The sequence below is a fragment of the Acidimicrobiales bacterium genome, assembly GCA_040219515.1.
Lineage (GTDB): Bacteria > Actinomycetota > Acidimicrobiia > Acidimicrobiales > Aldehydirespiratoraceae > JAJRXC01.
Genome location: JAVJSI010000005.1, coordinates 227,564 through 249,004 on the forward strand (window position 1 = coordinate 227,564; position 21,441 = coordinate 249,004).

Below are 21,441 nucleotides of genomic sequence, written 5' to 3' on the forward strand. Positions count from 1 at the left end.
GCTGTGACCGCGAACCCGCACGGCCCTCGTCGGCGCCGTCTACTCACCGGACTCCTGGTCGCGTCGCTCGTGCTCAACATCGGGTTGGGACTGCTGTGGTCGATCGATCGCGACAGCGATGGGGCCGACGATGTGGTGACCGCCGACCAGGCGACGAGTACGACCATGGCGTCGACCACGACAACCCTCAGTGCGACGACCACGACCACGACGACCTCCACTACGACCCTGCCGCCCGAGGTCGGACCGGTCCGGATCCTGGTCGTCGGCGATTCGGTGGCATCACAGATCGGGTGGGCGCTCCAGGGCTGGAGCGAGGAGCATCCCGGCGAGGTGGTCGTGTTCAACGAGGCCCACATCGGCTGCGGTGTGGTCCGCTACGGGTTCAAGCGGGTGGACGGCCTGGACGGACCCGTGGGCGACATCTGCTCGAACTGGAACGACCCGGTGGCGCTGCATCTCGCCGCCGAGACCGAGATCGTGTCGTGGCCGAGCGCCATCGAGCTGTTCGAACCCGACATCGTGCTGGCCACCGTTTCCTCGTGGGATGCGACCGATCGGATCGTGCCCGACGTGGTCGATGACTGGTCGGCGATCGGCGATCCGCGCTACGACGCGTACGTACTCAACGAGTACACGGAGGCGGCGTCGGTCCTGGCTGCGAGCGGCGCCGATGTCTACTGGCTCCCGTCGCCCTATCTCGCCAAGGATCTGCTGCCCATCGACCACGTCGAGCGCATCGATGGGCTCAACGCGCTGGCCACCACGGCCATGCGGCTGGTCGACGCGTCGTCCGATGCCGACATCGAACAAGTCGACTATCCCGGCTGGCTCGGTGAGGTCGGCGCGGCGCGCGACCGGGAGCTCCGGGACGACGGCGTGCACCTGTCGATCCGGGGACAGGCCGAGATCGCGCCATGGTTGATCGAGGAGATCGGTCTGTCATGACCGCGGTCACCCGGCCCAGGTTCGGCTACATCCCGACCTTCGATGGCATGCGGGGCTTCTGGGTGCTCATGGGCCCGCTCCTCTACCACGCCCGCCCACAGTCGATTCCGGGCGGCCCCGAGATCGTCCCGGGCGGCATCCTCAGCCTGGATCTCTTCTTCGTGTTGTCCAGCTATCTGATCGTGAGCATCGCGCTGCGGGAATGGGACGGCACCGGCCAGATAGATCTGGTGGCCTACGGTGGGCGTCGGGTCCGGCGGCTCTTCCCGGCGCTGTTTCTCGCCCTCGGCTTCCTCAGCATCTATCTCGCGATCGTCGACGATCCCGAAATCATCGACCGCTGGACCGGCGCCATCGTGTCGGCGCTCACCTACAGCGCCAACTGGCACGAGATCGCCGCCGACGTCTCCTACTTCGAGCAGTTCGGCTCGCCGTCACCGCTCAAGCACGTGTGGTCGTTCGCGATCGAGGAGCAGTTCTACCTCTTCGCACCGCTGTTCCTGATCGCCGGGCTGCGATGGGGCGGGCGGCGCGGGCGGGAGATCCTCCTCGGGCTGTCGGTCGTCGGTGCGCTCGCCTCGGCCTGGTGGATGTCGCGGGTCCACGTCGAGGGCGAGGACCCGTCGCGCGCCTACTACGGCACCGACACCCGCGCCCAGGCGCTCTTCGTCGGCATCGCGATCGCCTTGGCCGTCCACCTCTACGGCTCCCCTCGCACCAAATGGGGTACGAGGATCGCCGCACTGACGGCATACCCGGCGACGGCCTGGCACCTGTGGGCGGTGCTGAACATCAGCGAACGCGATGCATGGCTGTTCGAAGACGGCGGATTCCTGCTCGTTGCCGTCGTCGCCGGCGTGTCGATGTTCGGCCTGTCGCAGGACGCGCCGTGGAGTCCGCTGCATCGGCTCTTCGCCTCGTCGCCGTTCCGCTATTCAGGGAAGATCTCCTACGGCCTGTACCTCTACCACTGGCCGATCTATCTCCTGCTCACCCCGGAGCGGGCCGGGACGTTGTTCGGCACCGATCGCGTCAGTGGCTGGCCGCTGTTGGGTGTTCACCTCACCATCACGGTGATCGTGTCGGCGCTGTCGTTCCACTTCATCGAGCAACCGTTCGTGAAACGGAAGTGGCCGTTCTCGCTGCGTCCGCTGTCGCCCGCGACCGGCTGGTTCGCCGGTGCCGTTGCCGTCGTCGTGATTCTCGGCGGACTGCTCGTCGCCCACACCCGACGGCCGCCGCTCGAGGTGGAACGGGTGGTGTTCGTCGAGACCGCCGACGGGTTGGGGGCGGCACCGGCCACGTCGGACCTCGACGGCGATGCTCCCGATCCCGGCGAGGCAGGGGAGGACGCGCTGCGCATCCTGACCGTGGGCGATTCGGTGATGGACCAGATCGGGGTTGCGCTCAGCGACTGGTCCATCGAGAACCCCGATGCCGGCATCGTCGTTTTCAACGAGGCCCACATCGGCTGCGGCACCGTCCGCGAGGGGCAGAAGCGGGTGCCCGAAGGACTCGAAGGCCCAGTGGGGGACATCTGTTCGGACTGGGCCGATCCCGTGGATCCCGCCGTGGTGACGGAGTACGACATCGTGTCGTGGCCCACGATCCTCGACGTGTTCCGGCCCGACGTGGTCGTCACCCATGTGAGTCCGTGGGACGTCACCGATCGGCTCGTGCCCGGACTCAACGCCGACGACTGGACGCACATCGGCGAGCCCGTGTTCGATGCCTATGCGAGGAGTGAGTACGGCGAGGCGATCGAGCTGTTGACATCGACCGGCGCCGAACTCTTCGTGCTCGAGGGCGCTCCGCTGAACCGGGAGATCACACCGCAGAACGACCCGGCCCGGATCGAGGCGCTCAACGCGCTGGTCTCGTCGCTGGCCGCCGAGACGGATGATGCCGTGACGATGGTCGACTATCCCGGCTTCGTCGGCCCGGTCGGCAGTGATCAGGAACGCAGCCGCCGCGACGACGGGGTCCACCTCAGCGACCCCGGCCTCGACGAACTCATCCCCTGGCTCCTCGCCCAGATCACCCCCTAGTTGCAGCGCTGAGGTCAGACCCCCGTCCTATCTGGGACAGGTGTCTGACACCTTTGGGACGGGGGTCAGGGGGTCCAGGCCTGGGTGCGGGCGTTGAACTCGCGGGCCGCGGGGGTCATCCACTCGACGCGGCCGGCGCGGGCGGCGCTGGACGACACCTCCAGGAGATCGTCGTCGACCGGCAGCCGGTGCTCGGAAGGGATCGTGTGGGGCGGCCGGGGGGCCAGCGCGAGCCGTGGGAGTCGTGCGAGTACGGCGTCTCGCTCGGCGGCGTCGTCGCCGTACCAGGAGGGATCGTTGACCTGGACCCACTTGTCGGCGCCCATCACCACCACGTCGTAGTCGTCGGCGATGTCAACGATCAATTGGGCGTGGGTGACGACGAGCCCGAGCCCGTCGACGTCGGCGATGGAGGCCTGAATGACCGCGACTCGCTGGTCGAAGCTCGGCACGTCGACCCGGTCCTTGCCGAGCGGCACCGCCGACACGGCCAGGTCGACCCGGGCCAGGTCGTGGACCCGCAAGGCGGCGAGAGCGATCTCGATGTGCGCGAGCGTGGGCGGATTGAACGATCCGGGATACACACCGAGGCCTTTCACGACATCCACGTTGTCATGTGGGTGAGAAGTGGTCATACTCGTGCTCGTGAACACCGCGATCGCCCTCGACCTCGTAGTAGGCATCGGCTAGCGCACGTTCGCGAACGGAATTCTTTCCACAAACGTGCGCCTCGACCTCCCAGAAAGGGAGGTCGTTTCGTTTTTTCGGCCCATACTTCTCTGTCCGTTTCCGGGCACCGCAATCCACTGAGACACACACCATGAGCGACAACCAGAAGATGTCCGGCGGCGAGGCCCTGGTCAAGAGCCTCGAACACGAAGGCGTCGAGGTGATGTTCGGCCTTCCGGGCGGAGCGATCCTTCCCGTCTACGACCCCATCATCGACAGTTCGATCCGTCACATCCTCGTGCGCCACGAACAGGGCGCCGGTCACATGGCCGAGGGCTACGCCCACGCCACGGGCGAACCCGGCGTTGCGATGGTCACGTCGGGTCCGGCCGCCACCAACGTGGTCACGCCGCTCGCCGACGCATTCCTCGACTCGGTGCCGATGGTCTGCATCACCGGCCAGGTGCCCTACGCCGCGATCGGCACCGATGCGTTCCAGGAATGCGACACCACCGGCATCACCATGGCGGTCACGAAGCACAACTTCCTGGTCACCGAGGCGCAGGACATCCCCCGCATCATCCACGAGGCGTTCCACATCGCCACGACGGGCCGTCCCGGACCGGTGCTCGTCGACATCCCCAAGGACATCGTCGACCCCACCAATCCTCGATCGGCGATGAACTGGTACCAGGCCGCCGATGCCGACATGGAGCTGCCCGGCTACCACCCCGAGACCGAAGGTGACCGCGAACTGATCCGCCAAGCGGCCGAGATGATCCGCGACGCCGAGCGTCCGGTCCTCTACGTCGGTGGCGGCATCCTCAAGGCCCGTGCGGCGGACGCCCTGAAGCAACTGGCCGAGATGGTCCAGATTCCCGTCGTCACCACGCTGATGGCCCGTGGTGCGTTCCCCGACAGCCACGAACTGTGCCTCGGCATGCCCGGCATGCACGGCAACTACACGGCGATCACCGCCATGCAGGAGTCAGATCTGCTGATCTCGCTCGGCGCCCGATTCGACGACCGTGTCACCGGCAAGCTCGACGGCTTCGCCCCCACGGCGAAGATCATCCATGTCGACATCGACCCGGCCGAGCTCGGCAAGGTCCGCCAGTACAACATCGGCATCCAGGGCGACTGTCGTCTCGTCATCGAGGGAATGATCACCGCCATGCGCGAGCTCGGCGGCACCGCAGTGCAGACCGACCGCACCGCCTGGCGTTCGACCGTGTCGGGCTGGCAGGAGAAGTTCCCCCTCACCTACGAGCAGTCGGCGCCGGGCGAGAAGCTCAAGCCGCAATACGTCATCGAGGAGCTGCGCGACCACAACCCGAGCGACACCATCGTCGCCTCCGGCGTGGGCCAGCACCAGATGTACACGAGCCAGTGGTGGAAGTTCGATCATCCCTACACCTGGATCAACTCCGGTGGGCTCGGCACGATGGGCTTCTCCATCCCTGCGGCCATCGGCGCCAAGGTCGGCATGCCCGATCGCCGGGTGTGGGCCGTCGACGGTGATGGTTGTTTCCAGATGACGGCGCAGGAGCTCGTCACCGCGTCGGTCGAGAACATCCCGATCAAGGTCGCGCTGCTCAACAACTCCTACCTCGGCATGGTCCGTCAGTGGCAGGAGATGTTCTACGAGGAGCGCTACTCCGAGGTCTACCTCCAGGAGCGGGTGCCCGACTACGTGAAGTGGGCCGAGTCGATGGGCTGCCACGCCATCCGGGTCGAAGCGCCCGAGGAGGTCACTCCCGCCATCGAGAAGGCCAACGAGATCAACGACCGGCCGGTCGTGGTCGAGTTCGTCACCGATGCCCGTGAGAACGTGTTCCCCATGGTCCCCTCCGGTGCCACCAACTCGCAGCTGCTCGTCGACCCGAGTCAGCAGCACATGTTGGACGGTGGTGCGTCGTGAACGCCGATCGTTTCCACACCATCGTCACCACCGTCGAGAACAAGCCCGGTGTGCTCGCTCGAGTCGCCGGCCTGTTCTCCCGTCGGGGCTTCAACATCGAATCGCTCGCCGTGGCGCCCACCGACGACGACCGCTTCAGCCGCATCACGTTCACCGTCGATGTCGAGTCCGCACCGCTCGAACAGGTCGTCAAGCAGCTCAACAAGCTCATCAATGTGGTCGACATCCGCGAGCTGGCGCCCGAGGACGCCGTCTCTCGCGAGCTGATGCTCGTCACGGTGTCGGCCGCGTCGTCACACCGCAAGGAGCTGATGGAGCTGGTCGAGGAATGGCGGGCCTTCGTGCTCGCCGAGAACGTCGAGCAGATCATGCTGTCGTTCTCCGCCCGTACATCCCGCCTCGACGAGTTCGAGGAATGCCTGCGCCCATTCGGCATCGCCGAGCTCCAGCGCACCGGTCGAGTTGCGCTCCCCGCGCTCGACTGAGACCCCGACCCACCTACTCAGTCTCTCCCACCCCGTTTCACCCACCCAGTCTCACCGACAGAAAAGAAGGTTCCGCCGTGGCGAACATCTACTACGAAAAGGACGTCGACCGTTCCGCGATCGCCGACCGCAAGGTCGCGATCCTCGGCTACGGCTCGCAGGGGCACGCCCACGCCCTCAACCTGAAGGAGTCCGGCATCGACGTGCGCGTCGGTCTCCGCGAGGGCTCCGGCTCGGTCGCCAAGGCCGAGGCCGCGGGACTGCGGGTGCTCTCGATCGCCGATGCCACCGCCGAGGCCGATGTGGTCATGATGCTCATGCCCGACACCGAGATGGCGGAGATCTACGAGGCCCACGTGGCGCCGAACCTGAACGAGGGCGACGCCCTCTTCTTCGCCCACGGCTTCAACATCCGCTTCGATCTGATCACCCCCGCCGCGAACCTCGACGTCTGCATGGTCGCGCCCAAGGGCCCCGGCCACCTCGTGCGCCGTACCTACACCGAGGGTGGTGGTGTGCCCGCACTGATCGCCGTCGAGCAGGATCCGACCGGTGGCGCCAAGGCGCTCGCCCTCGCGTATGCCGACGCCATCGGCGGTGCCCGTGCCGGCGTCATCGAGACCACCTTCACCGAGGAGACCGAGACCGATCTCTTCGGCGAGCAGGCCGTGCTGTGTGGCGGCACCACCCGCCTCGTGCAGTCCGGCTTCGAGACGCTGATCGAGGCCGGCTACCAGCCCGAGGTCGCCTACTTCGAGTGTCTCCACGAGCTCAAGCTCATCGTCGACCTCATGTACGAAGAGGGCATCGCGGGTATGCGTTACAGCGTGTCCGACACCGCCGAGTGGGGCGATCTCACCTCGGGCCCCCGTGTCGTCGACGACAATGTGAAGGCCACCATGAAGCAGGTCCTCACCGAGATCCAGGACGGCACCTTCGCCGCCAACTGGGTGGCCGAGAGCCGCGCCGGTCGCGAGAGGTTCCATGCGCTCGAGAAGGCCGGCCACGATCACCCGATCGAGAAGGTCGGCAAGGAGCTCCGTTCGATGATGCCGTGGATCTCCGCCGGCAAGCAGAGCGTGGCCGAGACCTCCGGCGGCCAGGGCATGTAGGCCCGGGCCTTTACGACTTCCGCAACTCGAGGCGAGTTGACCACCGTCGAGGTGGTCAACTCGCCTCAGTTTCGTTTTGGGACGGATCTAGGGAAACGGGTCTAAGGGAAGAGCGCTCGGAGGATCCAGATGAGGAGGATGGTGGCGGTGATGGCGACGGGGCCGATGACGGCGATGCCCACGGCCCAGGTGGTGCGGCGGATCCAGGGCGGACGGTCGACGAATCGCCGTTGAAAGAACGCAGCGTCGAGCGAGTCGGCCTCGGCGTCGGGCGGGAGGTCGTCGGTGAGGACTCTGCGGGCATGATCGGCGATCTCGTCGAGGACGACCAGGTGGAACGTCGGCTCGGTCACGAGATGCGGGGCGACCGAATGGGCCGGATCGCCGATCACCACCGACTCGAGTCCGGCATCGGCGAGGCGGGCGTGACCGACATCGGCGTCGAATCGTGAGCCGTATTCGGCAACGACGGATCTCCCCGGCAACGGACGCATGTCACAGAGTGTCCCACCGTCCGGCTCGGAACCGACACGCACCCCTTGGCTAGGCTGGCGAGCATGGAATTGACCGTGGACGGCATCACCGACGGCGAGCGGATTCCGGTCCGCCTGGCCTTTTGCGCAGGTGACGAGATGGGCGACAACGTGAGCCCTGCGTTGCAGTGGACGGGGGTGCCGGCCGGTACCCGTTCGATCGCGATCACCTGTGTCGATCCCGATGCGCCGAGCGACGCCACCGACGTCAACCAGGAGGGGCGCACGGTGCCCGCCGATCTCCCCCGGGCCGACTTCGCCCACTGGCTGCTGGTCGACCTCCCGGCCGCCACCACCGAGCTGGCCGAGGCCGCCGAGGGCACCGGCATCGTCCCCCACGGCAAGCCCGTCGCCGGCGGAGCGCTCGGTGGCGTTCGCGGGGCCAACGACTTCACCTCGTGGTTCGAGGGCGACGCCGAGATGGAGGGCGTCTACGGCGGCTACGACGGCCCCTGCCCACCATGGAACGACTCGATCGTGCATCACTATACGTACACGGTCCATGCGCTCGACGTGCCCTCGCTGGGCCTCGCTCCCGGGTTCCGTCTGGCCGACTTCGAGGCTGCGATCGACGGTCACGTGGTCGCCTCGGCCGCGGTCACCGGCCTGTACTCCCTGAATCCCGCGGTCGGCTGAGCGGTGCCGGCCGTGATCGAGGTCCGTGACCTCGTCAAGACCTACGGCACCACGCGCGCCGTCGACGGGCTGAGTTTCACCGTCGACGAGGGTGAGGTGTTCGCCATCCTCGGGCCCAACGGCGCGGGCAAGTCGACGACCGTGGAGATTCTCGAAGGTCATCGCCCCCGCACCTCGGGGTCCGTGTCGGTCCTGGGGGTCGACCCGGCCACGGCGGGTGCGGGCTTTCGTGACCGGCTCGGGGTGGTGCTCCAGAGCGCCGGAGTGGATCGGGAGCTGACCGTGCGGGAGGTACTGCGGTTCTACCGTGAGGCCTACTCGCGGCCTCGCGACATCGACGACGTCATCGCGCTGGTCGAACTCGAGGAGAAGGCCGACGAACGCGTCGGTTCGCTGTCCGGTGGCCAACAGCGGCGGGTCGATCTCGCCCTCGGTCTCATCGGCGATCCGGATCTCATCTTCCTCGACGAACCCACCACCGGGTTCGACCCGGCGGCGAGGCGCCGCAGCTGGGACCTGATCACCAATCTGACGTCGCTGGGCCGGACGATCGTGCTCACCACCCACTATCTCGACGAGGCCGAACACCTGGCCGACCGCGTGGCCGTGCTGGCCGGCGGAAAGATCGTCGCCACCGGCACCCCCACCGAGCTGCGCGAGAGTCTCGGAGAAGGCACCCGCATCAGCTTTCTCCTGCCGGCCGTCGACGAGCCGCTCAACAGCCTGCTCGACCCGTTGTCGGGAACGAGTCGTGGGCGCGATCGCCGTATCGAGATCACCACCACCGCCCCGACCGCCGATCTGGCGCACATCACCGCCTGGGCCCGGGACCGCGGTCTCGAACTCGCCGGGCTCCAAGTGAACTCCACCGAACTCGAGGACGTCTACCTGCGACTCGTGGGCGAGGACGCATGACCCGCAATCTCCGCCTGCTCTGGTTCCAGATCCGTGCGCAGAATCGGTTCTTCTGGCGCGTGCCGATCGGCGCCTTCTTCACCCTTGCGCTGCCGATCATCATGCTGCTGTTGTTCGTGGCGTTGTTCGGCAACGACATCGACGATGCACGAGAGACCGGCGACATCACTGCGGCCCAGTTCTACACGCCGGCGCTCGCAGTGTTCGCGGTGGGCTCGGCGACCTACACGAACATCGCCATCAACCTCTCGACGCGCCGCGAGGACGGCATCCTCCGCCGGGTTCGCAGCACACCGCTGTCGCCGGCGATCTATCTCGCCGGCGCCATCGGCTCGGCGGTCTGGATCGCCCTCGTGTCGATGACGATCATGGTCGGGATCGGCGTGCTGGCCTTCTCGGTGAACCTCGAGCTGGCCAAACTGCCGGCCATGCTGTTGGCCTTCGTGGTCGGCTCGGCGACATTCGCCACGCTCGGGGTGGCCCTCGCCGGCTTCGCCAAGTCGGCATCGTCGGCGTCGGCGCTGGCCAACGCCACGATCCTGCCCATGGCGTTCATCTCGAACATCTTCATCGACCTCGGGTCGGACCCGCCGAGGTACCTGCGTGTCGCGGCCGACATCTTCCCGCTCAAGCACTTCGGCTCGACCTTCTCCGAGGCGATGAACCCCTGGTCCGAGGTGCCCGCCATCGAATGGGACCGGCTCGGCGTACTGCTGCTCTGGTTGGTCCTGGGCGGGATCGTCGCCCGTGCGAAGTTCGGTTGGGAACCCTCGGTCGGCGGCTCGACCAGCCGCACCCGTCGACGCCGCAACCCCGCCTGAGTCGGTTGGCGCCGATGCGGCGGAGCTGAGAACCTGCGGGGCATGCTCACCAAGTTCGACGACTACCCGATCCATCAGACGCCCGACCCGATCGCGCATCCGGCGAGCAGCGACAAGGACGTCTACGAGCGCTACTGGTTCAACGGGTACTCCACCGCCGGCGACATGTACCTCGGCATCGGCACCGCGTACTACCCCCATCTCGGCATCCAGGATTGCGGCATCTCGGTCGTGCACGAAGGCCACCAGTACGCGTTCCACGCCTCGGCCCGGGCCACGCCTGAGCCGAGCGAGCTGCGGGTCGGCCCGTTCAACGTCGACATCCTCGAGCCGATGCGCACCCTTCGGGTCACGCTCGACGCCAACGAAACCGACTTCGCGTGCGACCTGCTCTGGGAGGGTCGCACCGGCAACGTCGAGGAGCCTCGGCACAGCTTCGGGGGCGGCGGCATCCGCAAGGGCATGGACACCACCCGCTTCACGCAGCTCGGCCACTGGAGCGGCTGGATCGAATTCGGCGGCAAGCGGCTCGACCTGAAGAGGGAGGACACCTGGGGCACCAAGGATCGCTCCTGGGGGATTCGTCCGCTGATCGGCGGCGACACCCGTGGCGCGCCGCAGCCGCCTCGTGCCGGAGGGGGACTGTTCTTCCTCTGGGCGCCGATCAATTTCGACGACATGTGCCTGCACTACCAGCTCTTCGAGGACTGGAAGGGCCGCCCGCTCTTCAACGTGGGCGCGGCGCTGCCGGTCTACGACTCGCCCGACCAGATCCCCGGTGTCGAGGACGAGGCGGCCGATCACATGCGCAACCTCGAGCATCAGCTGACGTTCAAGGACGGCAGCCGGATGGTGAAGGCGGCAACGATATCGATGACATCGATCGACTCGGGCGAACTGCACGAGGTGCGGCTGGAGCCGATCTTCACCTATCGGATGAAGGGCATCGGCTACATGCACCCCAAGTGGGTCCACGGCCAGTGGCACGGCGAACTCGCGATGGAGAGCGAATCATGGGCGCTCGCCGACGTCGACGAGACGGTCTACGAGAATCAGCACGTCCAGCACCTCGTCCGGGCGTACTACGGCGACCGTGTCGGTATCGGCGTGCTCGAACAGGTGATGCTCGGCCCGTACAAGCCCTACAACCTCGAGGGCGCGTTCGATGCGCCCCGCTACGACTAGATCCCGTCGGGCAGCGGTTCGCTGACGATCCAGCGGGCGAACGGGCCTGAAGCGAACTCGATCACGCAGCCCGGGCCCTTGCCGCGCACGGCGACCATCGACGTGCCCTCGCGGGTGCGCCAGGTGCCGAGCTTGATCACACCGGGCCATGCGGTGCCGGGGGCGCGCAGTCCGTGAACCTCGGTGATGGCGTGGTCGACGGCCCGGGACGCGGTGACCGAGGACAGTGGCGCGCGGACGTCGCCGGCTTCAGTTCGTCGGGTAATCGGGACTGGTCGTGGTGGGCGGGGTGGTCACGACCGGGTAGGTGGGGCCGGCCCGCAGGAAGTCGCGGATCGGCGCCGAGCCCTCGATCTGGGTACCGCTGACGGCGTCGAGATCGATGACCGGGGGAATCGTCGAAACGTCGACGACATAGGCGAACAACTGCACCTCGGTGGGTCCTTCGAGGATGTCGATGGGCGTCTGGGTGCCGTCGCCGTGTTCGATCGTGAGGCTGATCACGTCGGGCGCCACTCGTCCCCAGAGGAAACCGATGGTCTTCTCGCCGTCGACGGTGCCGACATCGACGCTCAGCCCCGTCTCCATGTCGTCGAGGCCACCGTCGGGCTCGAGGCAGTCGGCGATGCCCGAACCGGCGCTCGCCGCGACATCGGGGTCGTCGTGGGTGAGGGTCGCCTCGAAGCACAGCGATGTGTCGGTGGCGGTGAGTGTCCACTCCGACGTGAGGCCCTCGGTCGTGGTGACCGTGCCTTCGGCGATGACACCACCGACGGGCTCGGTCGGTTCGGAGGTGGTGGTGGCTGAGGTGGTGGTCGGCGCGGTCGTGGTGGCGTCGTCGACCGCAGCCGAGGTGGTGGTCGTGTCGTCGGTGGTCTCGTCGTCGGTGTCGCCATCGGAGCCGCAGGCGGCAACGATCAACGCGCACGCGAGCATGAGGGCGAGTCGGCGGTGGAGGGTTGTCAGCACCCGAACACGATACGCGTCCGGCACCGAATCGCGGGTACACCGAACGCGGTTGTCACGAATCCTGGCGGGTGATGCCGATGACGCTCTCGAGCAGTGATGAGTAGGGGACGAGCACCCGGCGGCCCTCCACGGTCTCGACCTCGGCCTTCACCCCGTGAAGACCGACGATCGTGCCGGTGACGACCTCGCTGTCGATTGCATCGCCCACGTGGAGCACTCGGCGCAACGCACGGCTCGCCGCGACCTCGGACGCGACCGGACCCGATCCCGAGTGGGCCACGAGCGCCGCGGTGAGGGCCAGCCCGAAGAACACCGCGGCTGCAGCCAGCGTGAGGATCTGGGTCTCGATGCCGAGCTGGTTGGCGGCGATCAGGCCACCCATGAACAGCAGGGCGCCTCGCACGATCGGCGGGACCCGGTGGCGAACACCGGCCGAGACGTGACCGAGCGAGCGCTCGAGGGCAGCGACGACGATCGTCGCCGCGATGTTGGCGACGATGAGCACGATGGCGGCGGAGAGCGCACGCGGCACGTAGTCGATGAAGTCGTTGGGCAGGTCGTCCACCGCGGTGTCGTCGAGGAAACCGAGCGCGGTGATCAGGCCGGCGATCACGGCGACTGCGAAGAAGAGGCTGGCGATCGCGCCGGCGGCGCCACGGAGCGCGTCCGGTCGTCTCTCGCGGTTCAGGAGCAACCGGACGAGACGGGCGAGGAGACTGCCGACGACCAGGCCGGCGGCCACGGCGATCGCGGCTGCGATCCAGTTCGGGTCGGTCTCGTTCATCGGTCGTCCTCCATCAGCAGATTGCGCACCGTAGCCAACGGCACTCCCATCAGTTCCAGGAGGATCTGGAGATCCTCGCGGGCCTGCATGCGATTGGTCATGCGGGCCCCCAACCGTTGGACGAGATCGTCGGGCGCCTGGAGTGATTGCGACAGCGCTCGGGAGAGTTCCGGCACGGGCGCGGCCAACTCCTCGAGGCGGTTCGCACATCGTGCGCACTCGACGACATGCGCGTCGACGCGCTCGGATCCGCCGCCGTCGAGCCAGGTCTTCAGGCGACGGCCCGAGGGGTGGCGGAGCTTCACGGCTGCCACTCCTCGAGGGCGACAGCCAGGAGCCGTCGGGCTCGCAGCAACCGGGTCTTCACGGTGGGCAGCGCCACATCGAGGACTTCGGCGATCTCCTGGTAGGAGAGCCCCTCGACCTCGCGCAGCACCACGACCGATCGGCCGAGATCGTCGAGCTGGTCCAGGGCGTCGGTGAACGCGTCGAGCGCGACGGCGGATTCGACGCGGAGCTCGACCGCAGCGTCCGGCGACGTCGGCACCTCGGGCATCTCGGCCGGGTCGACGGTGACATCTCTTTGACGCCGCAAGGCCGAGATCGCGGTGTTGTGCGTGATGCGGAGCAGCCAGTTCTTGAGCGGCGCGTCGCTGCGGAACGACGGCAGGGCCTGCCACGCCTTCAGGAGCGCCTCCTGGGCGACGTCCTCGGCTTGGTCGTGATTGCGGGTGACCGAGAGGGCCACGCGATAGACGGCGTCGGCGTGCCGTCGAGTCAGCGCAGCCAGCGCCTCGGCCGGTGGCATCTCGAGCAGGTCGGCGTCGGGCCGCGACGACGAGTCGGGGGCGGCCGGCGGCCCAGCCGACCCGGATGACGAGGTCGACGACGGGAGCGAGCTCGCGAGAGCGAGCAAATCCTCCCACCAGGGAGTCCGCGGATGTAGCGCCGTGGTCACGACGTTCCCGACGCACGGGACGAGTGAAATGTCGCGCGAAACCGGTCGAGGGAAGCCTCGCGACCGATCCCGCGAGCCAAGAGTCACGAACGTGAAGGACAAGGAACCCATGTTCCCAGAGAACGTCGGCAGCGGCACCACCCAACCCGCCACGGTGCCGGCCAGCCGGGGGGCGCATTCTTCGGGATGTGTCCCCCCGGCGATTTCTTGCGCCTCCCGCTTCGGCCTGCTTCGACCCGGTTCAGCTCGCCGGATCGAGCAGCCGGAACGCCTCTGCCAGGCCCACACCGGCGCGCCGCCCGTGCACGGATGCTGCGGCCCGGGTGCGGGCGCGGAAATCGCCAGCCTGCGTGCCGTCGTCGTTGGCGTCGATGACCATCGTGGTCTCGAACTGACTCTCGTGGGCCAGCAGCGCCTGGACCTTGGCTTCGAGGTGACCATCGGCGATGGTCTCGACGAGATTCGGTTCCTCGGATTCGAACAGCAGCAGGTGCGCCGGTCGGTGGTGGGCGATGCCGTGCTCGCGGTGATAGTGCGGGTCGCGGGCGGCGACCACGGCATCGACGGTGAGGAAGCCGGCGGCCCGGTGATCGGGGTGCATCCGCCAACGTCGCCAGGGGTCGTGGCCGAGCACGACCTCGGGCGTCAGCTCGCGGACGATTCGGGCGACCGCGCTGCGCAGATCGACGCCACGATCGACCGCGGGGCCGAGCTCGCCGTCCTCCACGCCGAGGAAGCGCACCTCGCCGGTGAGCCCGAGCCGCTGGGCGGCTGCGCGTTGTTCGTGTTGACGGCGGATGATCAGAGCATCGGTGTCGGCCTCGACGTCCCAGGTGCCCTTGCGGCCGTCGGTGCACACGAGCAGGTGGCATCGAGCACCCGCTGCCGTCCACTTGGCGAGGGTGGCGCCGCACCCGAACTCGATGTCGTCGGGGTGGGCGGCGATGGCCAGCGCACTGGCCGGTGTGGGCAGATCGACTCTCATCTCAGTCGCTCCAGTCGGCGGGAAGGTCGTCGGGATCGTCGATGTCCCAGGCCAGGGATTCGTCGTCGACGACGTGAAGCGGAAGTCCGAGGCGTTCGGCCTCGGCACAGTGCAGGGCGAACGATCCAGGACCGTAGGCGAACACGAAACCGGCCTCGGTGGGGACACACATCACGTTCGATCCGTCGCGAGCGCGATCGGGGGCGATGCACACCCCGGGCTGGTCGACCACGGTGAGATCGCGGGCCGCGGGAAGGTCGGCGTGGGCGATGAGGGCGCGTGTGAACCCGACGCGGGCGGCATGGGCGACCGCAGCGGTGACCGACGGGTTCAACCCTTTCTCGCCGACGGTCAGCACCCCGACCCGCAGTTCGTGGGCCCAGTCGACGACGCCGGTGTCGTCGGTCACGATGCGCACGGGCAGCTCGCCGGCCGCCTCGGCCACCCGGGCGGCCATCCGCATGGTCAACGCCCGACGTTCCTCGGGTGACAGCACCCCGGCGAGGCGCGACTTGCCGTCGTCGAACGACCTGATGGGGATCAGGACGACGGTGTCGGTCGTCGGTGCAGGCATGCCGCTCGACTCTACGGCCCGGCGGCTGCGCCGACGTCAGGTCTAGGGTGACGGCCATGGACATGAACGTTGCGGTGGTCGGGGCCGGATCCTGGGGTACGACGGTGGCGCACCTCTGCGCCCACAACGAGCCGACGATGCTGCACAGCCGCCGCGACGACGTCGCCGCGGCGATCAACGAACACCACGAGAACCCCCGCTACCTCGAGGGATTCCGCCTCCATCCCGACCTACGGGCCTCGACCGATCTCGCCGAGGTCGTCCGCCGGGCCGACGTGCTGGTGATGGGCGTGCCCTCGGCCGGATTTCGCGAGACGGTGATCGAGCTGCGGCCGTACCTCCGCCCGTGGGTGCCGGTCGTGTCCCTCTCGAAGGGGCTCGAGCTGTCCACCCGCAAGCGCATGACCGAGGTGGCCGCCGAGGAGCTGCCCGGGCATCCGGTGGGGGTGCTCACCGGTCCGAACCTCGCCAAGGAGATCCTGGCCGGCAACGCGGCGGCGGCGGTGGTGGCATTCACCGATCTGGCGATCGCCCAGAAGCTGCAGGGCGTCTTCTCGTCCTCGCTGTTTCGCGTCTACACGAACACCGACGTCGTGGGCAGCGAGATCGCCGGTGCGCTCAAGAACGTGATCGCGCTGGCTGCAGGCATGGCCGACGGACTCGGTACCGGCGACAACACGCGGGCGGCGGTGATGACGCGTGGCCTTGCGGAGCTCACCCGCCTCGGGGTGGCGATGGGCGGCGATCCGGCGACGTTCGCCGGGCTCGCGGGTATGGGCGATCTGCTCGCCACCTGCATGAGTCCGCAGAGTCGCAACCGCTATGTGGGCGAACAACTTGGCCGTGGCCGTTCCCTCGATGAGATCATCGAGGAGATGAACCAGGTCGCCGAGGGTGTGAAGTCCGCCGGAATCGTGCTCGAACTCGCGGCCGAGTACGGCGTCGAGATGCCGATTGCCACCGAGATGAAGGCGTGCGTCACCGAGGGCCGCAGTGCCACCGACGCCTATCGCGGGCTGGTTGCTCGTCAGGCCGCCCAAGAGACCGACCCCGACTGATGAAGCGCTGGTTGCAGGACCGGCTCGGCCGGTCCGACGGGAGAGCCGTTCACGCGCTCGTCGGCGCGGTCATCGGAGACCTCGAGGGCCCGACGGCCGTCGTCGACGACCACGGACGAGTCGGGTCCGTCGACGGTTCCTGGTGGGTCGAGTGGGGCGTCGGTTCCGGTGACCGTTGGCGGATCGCCCATGACGAGGTCGCAGTGCGACAGAGCCGAGTGGCCGACGCGCCGGTGTACGAAACGTGGATGCGGGTTCCTTCGGGCGACGTCGTCCTGCGGGTGGCTTCGGCCAACGACGGGCTCGGCCGGGTGATCCTGCTCGACTTCGAGAACAGTTCGGCCGACGCGGTGGCCATCGCGGTTGCCGGCCGCGTGGCCGGCCCGGCCACGCTGGTCGCCGATGCCGATGGTGTCTCGATCGACGGCATCGAGTGGATCAGGGCCGAGCGTCCGGCCGGTGGTGTGCTGACGACCCAGGGCGACCCGTGGCCGGCGATCGTCGCGGAGCCCGATGCGGCCAGAAGCGAGGTGATCGGACCGGACACGGCCGGGGCCGTGGTGTTGGCGTTGCCACACCGCCAACGCGCGCAGGTGCAGGTGCTCGTCGACGGCGACTTCCCGACCCGGGCCGTCACCCCCGACGAGATCGCGTCGGGGTGGCGGACCCTCACCGCCAATGCGCTCGCCATCACCGTGCCCGACGCCGATCTCGGCGAGGCGTGGGACCGCATCCTGCCCGACCTGGTGGTGCAGGCCGGTTCGGCCGACCCCCGAGCCGCCGCCGAGGTCGCCGTCGCGCTCGACGTCGCCGGTCTCCACGACGAGGCCGACCGAGCCCGCGCCACGGTGGTCGATGCGGCCGAACAGGGAGCGATGAAGGGAACCGACGCCGTTGCCGCGCTGCGGGCGTTGGCCTCCCGAGATCTGCTGGCCGGCAAGGAGTCCGGCCTCGCCACCCTCGCCGGTCCGCTGGCCGCACTCGCCGCCGACTCGATCGACCCGGCCACCCTCGACCTGGTCGCACGGGCCCTCGACGGCGTGGCCCCCGACGCGGCGGACGATGCCCGTGCGGCGGTCTCGCGAGCTGCGGGCTCGTACACGACCGTCAACCCCGCCGCGAGCGCGGCGGGGAAGGTCCTCGGCATGGTCGTCGACGCGGGTCAGGCCTCGACGGTCGACGTGCTGCCGATGGTTCCGGAGTCCTGGATGGGGCAATCGATCGACGTGCGGTCGTGCGGGACGGCCAACGGACGTGTGTCGTTCAGTGTGCGCTGGCACGGCGCCCGCCCGGCCCTGTTGTGGGAACGCCTGGGTGGCAGCGATGCCGTGGAGCTGCGATGTTCCGGCCTCGACCCGACCTGGTCGACGCTGGAGCGTTCGGGCGAGGCGCTGTTGGCCGAACCGCCGACGTAGCGCGTTCGCGTCAGCGGTCGGTCCAGGCCATGACGAGGGCCATCAGCGCGACCACCCGACCGGCCTTGTCGCCGCCGATCGCCTGACGGCCGCCCAGCGCGCCGATCGAGCCCGACGAGCCGATCGACAGGATCGAACCGCTGGAGCCCACCGACAGGATCGAGCCGGCCGAGCCGATCGACAGCACCGAACCGACCGACCCGAGAGACCCCGCGGAGAACGCCGACATCGCCGACCACGCCGAGGCCACAGATCCGGCGCTACGGAACGAGAACACCGAGGCAGAGGACTTCTTCGAGCGGTGGCTGACGATCATGGCGGCACCGTAGTCCATCGGCCCGATCGGCTACCGTCCGACCGATGGTCTCCACCGCGCCACAGCTGCGCAAGTCGATCAGGGGCAAGGCGCCAGGGGTACGACTCGAGCGCGAGCTCTGGGCCGACGGCTGCGAGTTCGTCGCCGGGATCGACGAGGTGGGCCGCGGTTCGTGGGCCGGGCCGCTGACCCTCGCCGCAGTGGTGGTGCCTCGTGAGAAGAAGCTCTACAAGGTGCGCGACTCGAAGATGCTCACCGAGAACGAACGCGAGCTGATGCACGACCGCATCGTCGACTGGGCCGATCATGTCGCAGTCGCCCACGCCACCCAGCAGGAGTGCGACGAACTCGGCATGTCGGCCGCCCAGAAGCTCGCCGCGCAGCGAGCGCTGGGCTCGATCGGCGCGCCGATCGGTCATGTGCTGGTCGATGGCAACTGGGATTTCGTGGAGACCCATCCGACCACCACGATCGTGAAGGGCGATGCCATCAGCATCTCGATCGCGGCGGCCTCGATCGTTGCGAAGGTGACGCGCGACCGGATGATGCGCGAATGGCACGACGACCACCCGGCCTACGGGTTCGCCGACAACAAGGGCTACCCGTGTCCGCGACACAAGGCGGCGCTGGCGGCCTACGGGCCGAGCGCCATCCACCGTCGTCGGTGGGCGTTCATGGACGACCTCCGGTGGACGGCACTGCCGCGGATCGTCGACGACGAGGAAGCCCAGCTCGGCCTGTTCTGACACGCGGTCGTAGCCTCGCCGTCATGCGCATTCGGATCCCGATTCTCGGCTTTCTGGTGTGGACCGTTTTCGTCTGGGTCGGCCGTATCCGCAACATCGTGTCCGATGACGATCTCTCCGGCGGAGCGATGGCGTGGCGACTCGGCGCCGCAGTCCTGTTCGTCATGCTGGCTCTGGCCGTATTCGTCGTCGGCCGTCAGGGGGAGCGGATCTCGGTGGCCCTCCTGGGCGTGCTCGTGGTGTGGACGATCGGCTGGTGGTCGATCCGCGGCGTCGGCATCCTGCTCGACGGCAATCACGAGATCGGATTCAAGGTCGTGCACACGGTGCTCATGATTGTGTCGATCGGCCTGGCGATGTGGGCCTGGGCGCGCCGCGACGGGTAACGTGCTCCTCGTTATGGGTCAGCCGGTCACGTTCCTCTCCACAACCTCCCCGAAGCCGGGCATCCTGCGCTTCGAACTCAACCGCAGCCTCACCGGCATGGGTCACGAGCGCTACAAGGACGGTGACGAGATCCTCGGGGACCGTCCGCCCGACGTGCTCGCCCGTCGCATCTTCGAGAGCGGCGACGTGGCCGCGGTCCACATCTACGGTTCGATGGTGACCGTCACCCTCGCGTCGACCGAGAGCGGCGACCTCGAGACCATCCTGAGCGGGCTCTACACCTACTACGTCCCCGGCGTCGAGATCCCCAGCGATGAAGAACTCATCGCCATGGTCGAGTAAGCGGCCTGGAAAACGTCCCCGCGGGGACGTCTGGACTTTGGTTTCAGCGGCGCAGCGCACGGCGCAAGGACCGACAGCTCCGACCTGTCGTTCGTGCAGTTCGAGATCCTCGGCAGGTTGATGCGGGCTCCGCAGAACCGTCTCCGCATGACCGACCTGGCCGACGGCATCGTGCTGAGTCGGAGCGGACTGACCTACCAGGTCGGAAAGCTCGAGAGCTCGGGGCGCGTCACCCGCTCGGCGTCGCAAAGTGATGATCGCAGCACGGTGGTCGATCTCACCACGGCCGGCGAGCAGTTGTTTCTCCGGCTACTGCCAGGCCATGTCGAGATCGTCCGCACCCTCTTGTTCGATGCGATTCCCGAGCCGGACATCGAAGCCCTCGGCCGAGGGGTGGGCCAGGTACGTGACCACACCCGCGACCGTCCTCCTCGATCCGCCATCGCCGAACGCGACAGCGGTCCGCCGAGAGCCGTCATCACCTCGAGGTCGGCGTCCCCGCGGGACGCTTTCTGCTTTTGATGGTTCGTCGGTCCTCGTGCCCGATCACCGGGCCCGCATGCGGTTGTTGCGGGCGTTGTGTTCGATCTCGGCGAGACCGAGGTGTTCGAGGACGGGCGGCACGTAGTTGCCGAAGCGGCCGCGGTACCCCTTGCGAAGTCCGTACCAGCCCTTCACCGGATTGTCGGCGGCACGGGCCCACGCCTCGACGGTGTCGGGCTTCGCTTCCTTCTGCTCGTCGGCGTTGCCGAGCAACATCCAGTCGCCGTGGTCGACGAGCATCGCGTGGAGGTCGTCGATGCATCGGAGCTGGTAGCTCAGCGTGGTGGACCCGACGCGAATCATCAGCGCCGGTGGATCGGCGGTTTCGTCTCGCCAAGCGTCGAACTCGGACTTGCCGGGCGGCGTGGTGAGGATCCAAGGATCCTCGGGAGTTCCGTTTCCCTCGATGTGCTCAGTCATCTGCTTCGCTCCCTCGTCGTGGGCGACGGTCACTCATCGACCGCCGTGACTGCAGCATGACCGTGGCTTCATGACACCATATGTCATGAATTCGCGGCGAGATCGAGAAACCCCGCAGGCGGAGTCGGGAGAGCGATCATGCGCGCCGGACGCCTCCTGAACCTGTTGCTGCTGTTGCAGAACGGGAAGCGGTACACGGCGGCCGAGCTGGCCGACCGGCTGGGGGTCGCCGAGCGGACGGTGCTGCGCGATGTCGAGGCCCTGTCGCAGGCGGGCGTGCCGGTCTACGGCACCCGAGGCCCCGGTGGAGGCTTCGAGCTGCTGGAAACGTTCGAGCAGACCGTGCCGCCCCTGCCGCCGGGATTGACACCGGGAACCGGGCGCATTCGCCGGGTGCGGGTTCGGATCGCCCCGCCGGCGCTGCAGCTCGCGCTGATGGCCGGCCGCCCCGAAGGATGGCGTCGCCGCCCCGCCACGAAGGCGCCCGCCGATCGCCCCGATTGGATCGAAGGCTCGTTCCGCTTCGATTCCCACGAGGCCGCCGTCAGGGAGCTCGTCGCGCTCGGCCCCGACGTCGAAGTGCTGCTCCCGAACGAACTCCGGGAGTCGATGGCCACCATCGGCCGTCGCATCGCCGACCTCCATCGGCGTCGCTGAACCGTGTGGCGAGC

The 21,441-nt window shown here is 68.0% G+C and carries 26 protein-coding genes and 1 pseudogene; 16 read left to right on the forward strand and 11 right to left on the reverse strand.

Annotated elements, in window-relative coordinates; genetic code table 11:
* The first annotated feature begins 3 nt into the window (after nucleotides 1–3).
* Together RIB98_03625 and RIB98_03630 are read left to right on the forward strand one after the other, a co-directional pair.
* The gene (locus RIB98_03625) at nucleotides 4–948 is read left to right on the forward strand and encodes a hypothetical protein (GenBank protein ID MEQ8840047.1); all 945 of its coding nucleotides are present in this window, start codon (nucleotides 4–6) and stop codon (nucleotides 946–948) included.
* The gene (locus tag RIB98_03630) at nucleotides 945–2,996 is read left to right on the forward strand and encodes an acyltransferase family protein (GenBank protein MEQ8840048.1); all 2,052 of its coding nucleotides are present in this window, start codon (nucleotides 945–947) and stop codon (nucleotides 2,994–2,996) included. The genes RIB98_03625 and RIB98_03630 overlap by 4 nt, the downstream gene beginning before the upstream one ends.
* Before the next feature lie 65 nt (nucleotides 2,997–3,061).
* On the opposite strand, the gene RIB98_03635 is transcribed toward RIB98_03630, so the two are convergent.
* Nucleotides 3,062–3,595 carry a hypothetical protein gene (locus tag RIB98_03635; protein MEQ8840049.1) on the reverse strand — a complete coding sequence of 178 codons (534 nt, stop codon included), beginning with the start codon at nucleotides 3,593–3,595 and terminating at the stop codon, nucleotides 3,062–3,064.
* Nucleotides 3,596–3,804: 209 nt separating this feature from the next.
* Here RIB98_03635 and RIB98_03640 point away from each other — a divergent pair.
* The 3 genes and pseudogenes from RIB98_03640 (at nucleotide 3,805) to ilvC (ending at nucleotide 7,183) form a co-directional block, all read left to right on the forward strand.
* Nucleotides 3,805–5,586, forward strand: a pseudogene (locus RIB98_03640) (acetolactate synthase large subunit).
* Nucleotides 5,583–6,071 (forward strand): acetolactate synthase small subunit, encoded by a 489-nt coding sequence (ilvN, locus tag RIB98_03645; protein MEQ8840050.1) that lies wholly within the window; start codon nucleotides 5,583–5,585, stop codon nucleotides 6,069–6,071. The pseudogene RIB98_03640 and the gene ilvN overlap by 4 nt, the downstream one beginning before the upstream one ends.
* A 77-nt stretch (nucleotides 6,072–6,148) precedes the next feature.
* Entirely contained in the window at nucleotides 6,149–7,183 is a 1,035-nt protein-coding gene (gene ilvC, locus RIB98_03650) for a ketol-acid reductoisomerase (GenBank protein MEQ8840051.1), read from the forward strand.
* A gap of 101 nt (nucleotides 7,184–7,284) precedes the next feature.
* Here ilvC and RIB98_03655 read toward each other — a convergent pair whose 3' ends face one another.
* Nucleotides 7,285–7,677, reverse strand: a complete 393-nt coding sequence (locus tag RIB98_03655; GenBank protein ID MEQ8840052.1) for a hypothetical protein — start codon at nucleotides 7,675–7,677, stop codon at nucleotides 7,285–7,287.
* Nucleotides 7,678–7,740: 63 nt separating this feature from the next.
* Here RIB98_03655 and RIB98_03660 point away from each other — a divergent pair, with 63 nt between their 5' ends.
* The 4 genes from RIB98_03660 to RIB98_03675 are packed head-to-tail and all read left to right on the forward strand — an operon-like array spanning nucleotide 7,741 to nucleotide 11,273.
* Entirely contained in the window at nucleotides 7,741–8,352 is a 612-nt protein-coding gene (locus RIB98_03660) for a YbhB/YbcL family Raf kinase inhibitor-like protein (protein MEQ8840053.1), read from the forward strand.
* A gap of 12 nt (nucleotides 8,353–8,364) precedes the next feature.
* A complete protein-coding gene (locus RIB98_03665; protein MEQ8840054.1) occupies nucleotides 8,365–9,267 on the forward strand; it encodes an ABC transporter ATP-binding protein in 903 nt (300 codons plus the stop codon).
* Nucleotides 9,264–10,088 (forward strand): ABC transporter permease, encoded by an 825-nt coding sequence (locus RIB98_03670; protein MEQ8840055.1) that lies wholly within the window; start codon nucleotides 9,264–9,266, stop codon nucleotides 10,086–10,088. Before RIB98_03665 ends, RIB98_03670 begins: the two co-directional genes overlap by 4 nt.
* 42 nt (nucleotides 10,089–10,130) lie before the next feature.
* Nucleotides 10,131–11,273, forward strand: a complete 1,143-nt coding sequence (locus tag RIB98_03675; protein ID MEQ8840056.1) for a hypothetical protein — start codon at nucleotides 10,131–10,133, stop codon at nucleotides 11,271–11,273.
* Here the strand turns inward: RIB98_03675 and RIB98_03680 are convergent.
* From RIB98_03680 to cofC, 7 genes are all read right to left on the reverse strand, one after another.
* Nucleotides 11,270–11,413, reverse strand: coding sequence for a hypothetical protein (locus RIB98_03680; GenBank protein ID MEQ8840057.1), 144 nt, complete (start codon nucleotides 11,411–11,413; stop codon nucleotides 11,270–11,272). The genes RIB98_03675 and RIB98_03680 overlap by 4 nt on opposite strands.
* Before the next feature lie 109 nt (nucleotides 11,414–11,522).
* A complete protein-coding gene (locus RIB98_03685) occupies nucleotides 11,523–12,242 on the reverse strand; it encodes a hypothetical protein (GenBank protein MEQ8840058.1) in 720 nt (239 codons plus the stop codon).
* 52 nt (nucleotides 12,243–12,294) lie between these two features.
* Nucleotides 12,295–13,026, reverse strand: coding sequence for a hypothetical protein (locus tag RIB98_03690; protein ID MEQ8840059.1), 732 nt, complete (start codon nucleotides 13,024–13,026; stop codon nucleotides 12,295–12,297).
* Nucleotides 13,023–13,331 carry a hypothetical protein gene (locus tag RIB98_03695; GenBank protein MEQ8840060.1) on the reverse strand — a complete coding sequence of 103 codons (309 nt, stop codon included), beginning with the start codon at nucleotides 13,329–13,331 and terminating at the stop codon, nucleotides 13,023–13,025. The genes RIB98_03690 and RIB98_03695 overlap by 4 nt, the downstream gene beginning before the upstream one ends.
* Nucleotides 13,328–13,984 carry an RNA polymerase sigma factor gene (locus tag RIB98_03700; GenBank protein ID MEQ8840061.1) on the reverse strand — a complete coding sequence of 219 codons (657 nt, stop codon included), beginning with the start codon at nucleotides 13,982–13,984 and terminating at the stop codon, nucleotides 13,328–13,330. The genes RIB98_03695 and RIB98_03700 overlap by 4 nt, the downstream gene beginning before the upstream one ends.
* Before the next feature lie 241 nt (nucleotides 13,985–14,225).
* Entirely contained in the window at nucleotides 14,226–14,969 is a 744-nt protein-coding gene (locus RIB98_03705; protein ID MEQ8840062.1) for a PIG-L deacetylase family protein, read from the reverse strand.
* 1 nt (nucleotide 14,970) lies between these two features.
* Nucleotides 14,971–15,543, reverse strand: a complete 573-nt coding sequence (cofC, locus tag RIB98_03710; GenBank protein ID MEQ8840063.1) for a 2-phospho-L-lactate guanylyltransferase — start codon at nucleotides 15,541–15,543, stop codon at nucleotides 14,971–14,973.
* A gap of 56 nt (nucleotides 15,544–15,599) precedes the next feature.
* On the opposite strand from cofC, the gene RIB98_03715 reads away from it, so the two are divergent.
* Complete coding sequence (locus tag RIB98_03715; GenBank protein ID MEQ8840064.1) at nucleotides 15,600–16,601, forward strand: NAD(P)H-dependent glycerol-3-phosphate dehydrogenase; 1,002 nt, start codon at nucleotides 15,600–15,602, stop codon at nucleotides 16,599–16,601.
* On the forward strand, nucleotides 16,601–18,016 hold the full coding sequence (locus tag RIB98_03720) for a hypothetical protein (GenBank protein MEQ8840065.1): 1,416 nt from the start codon (nucleotides 16,601–16,603) through the stop codon (nucleotides 18,014–18,016). Before RIB98_03715 ends, RIB98_03720 begins: the two co-directional genes overlap by 1 nt.
* Before the next feature lie 10 nt (nucleotides 18,017–18,026).
* On the opposite strand, the gene RIB98_03725 is transcribed toward RIB98_03720, so the two are convergent.
* Entirely contained in the window at nucleotides 18,027–18,332 is a 306-nt protein-coding gene (locus tag RIB98_03725; protein ID MEQ8840066.1) for a hypothetical protein, read from the reverse strand.
* Between the two features lie 44 nt (nucleotides 18,333–18,376).
* Between RIB98_03725 and RIB98_03730 the strand changes: the two genes are divergently transcribed.
* From RIB98_03730 to RIB98_03745, 4 genes are all read left to right on the forward strand, one after another.
* A complete protein-coding gene (locus tag RIB98_03730) occupies nucleotides 18,377–19,078 on the forward strand; it encodes a ribonuclease HII (GenBank protein ID MEQ8840067.1) in 702 nt (233 codons plus the stop codon).
* 23 nt (nucleotides 19,079–19,101) lie between these two features.
* Nucleotides 19,102–19,464, forward strand: a complete 363-nt coding sequence (locus RIB98_03735; GenBank protein ID MEQ8840068.1) for a hypothetical protein — start codon at nucleotides 19,102–19,104, stop codon at nucleotides 19,462–19,464.
* A 13-nt stretch (nucleotides 19,465–19,477) separates the two neighbouring features.
* Nucleotides 19,478–19,807 carry a hypothetical protein gene (locus RIB98_03740; protein ID MEQ8840069.1) on the forward strand — a complete coding sequence of 110 codons (330 nt, stop codon included), beginning with the start codon at nucleotides 19,478–19,480 and terminating at the stop codon, nucleotides 19,805–19,807.
* A gap of 93 nt (nucleotides 19,808–19,900) precedes the next feature.
* Entirely contained in the window at nucleotides 19,901–20,329 is a 429-nt protein-coding gene (locus tag RIB98_03745) for a MarR family winged helix-turn-helix transcriptional regulator (GenBank protein ID MEQ8840070.1), read from the forward strand.
* Nucleotides 20,330–20,353: 24 nt separating this feature from the next.
* Here the strand turns inward: RIB98_03745 and RIB98_03750 are convergent, their stop codons facing one another.
* Nucleotides 20,354–20,770, reverse strand: coding sequence for a hypothetical protein (locus RIB98_03750; GenBank protein MEQ8840071.1), 417 nt, complete (start codon nucleotides 20,768–20,770; stop codon nucleotides 20,354–20,356).
* Between the two features lie 138 nt (nucleotides 20,771–20,908).
* Between RIB98_03750 and RIB98_03755 the strand changes: the two genes are divergently transcribed.
* Entirely contained in the window at nucleotides 20,909–21,427 is a 519-nt protein-coding gene (locus tag RIB98_03755; GenBank protein MEQ8840072.1) for an HTH domain-containing protein, read from the forward strand.
* The last annotated feature ends 14 nt before the right edge of the window (nucleotides 21,428–21,441 follow it).

Excerpts from the sequence above, each read along its gene's own strand:
- RIB98_03655 (MEQ8840052.1), bottom strand. The coding sequence starts at position 7,677 with ATGCGTCCGTTGCCGGGGAGATCCGTCGTTGCCGAATACGGCTCACGA.
- RIB98_03715 (MEQ8840064.1), top strand. The coding sequence starts at position 15,600 with ATGGACATGAACGTTGCGGTGGTCGGGGCCGGATCCTGGGGTACGACG.
- RIB98_03740 (MEQ8840069.1), top strand. The coding sequence starts at position 19,478 with ATGGGTCAGCCGGTCACGTTCCTCTCCACAACCTCCCCGAAGCCGGGC.
- RIB98_03730 (MEQ8840067.1), top strand. The coding sequence starts at position 18,377 with ATGGTCTCCACCGCGCCACAGCTGCGCAAGTCGATCAGGGGCAAGGCG.
- RIB98_03750 (MEQ8840071.1), bottom strand. The coding sequence starts at position 20,770 with ATGACTGAGCACATCGAGGGAAACGGAACTCCCGAGGATCCTTGGATC.
- RIB98_03690 (MEQ8840059.1), bottom strand. The coding sequence starts at position 13,026 with ATGAACGAGACCGACCCGAACTGGATCGCAGCCGCGATCGCCGTGGCC.
- RIB98_03670 (MEQ8840055.1), top strand. The coding sequence starts at position 9,264 with ATGACCCGCAATCTCCGCCTGCTCTGGTTCCAGATCCGTGCGCAGAAT.
- RIB98_03755 (MEQ8840072.1), top strand. The coding sequence starts at position 20,909 with ATGCGCGCCGGACGCCTCCTGAACCTGTTGCTGCTGTTGCAGAACGGG.
- RIB98_03630 (MEQ8840048.1), top strand. The coding sequence starts at position 945 with ATGACCGCGGTCACCCGGCCCAGGTTCGGCTACATCCCGACCTTCGAT.
- RIB98_03725 (MEQ8840066.1), bottom strand. The coding sequence starts at position 18,332 with ATGATCGTCAGCCACCGCTCGAAGAAGTCCTCTGCCTCGGTGTTCTCG.
- RIB98_03675 (MEQ8840056.1), top strand. The coding sequence starts at position 10,131 with ATGCTCACCAAGTTCGACGACTACCCGATCCATCAGACGCCCGACCCG.
- cofC (MEQ8840063.1), bottom strand. The coding sequence starts at position 15,543 with ATGCCTGCACCGACGACCGACACCGTCGTCCTGATCCCCATCAGGTCG.
- RIB98_03720 (MEQ8840065.1), top strand. The coding sequence starts at position 16,601 with ATGAAGCGCTGGTTGCAGGACCGGCTCGGCCGGTCCGACGGGAGAGCC.
- RIB98_03735 (MEQ8840068.1), top strand. The coding sequence starts at position 19,102 with ATGCGCATTCGGATCCCGATTCTCGGCTTTCTGGTGTGGACCGTTTTC.
- RIB98_03660 (MEQ8840053.1), top strand. The coding sequence starts at position 7,741 with ATGGAATTGACCGTGGACGGCATCACCGACGGCGAGCGGATTCCGGTC.
- RIB98_03705 (MEQ8840062.1), bottom strand. The coding sequence starts at position 14,969 with ATGAGAGTCGATCTGCCCACACCGGCCAGTGCGCTGGCCATCGCCGCC.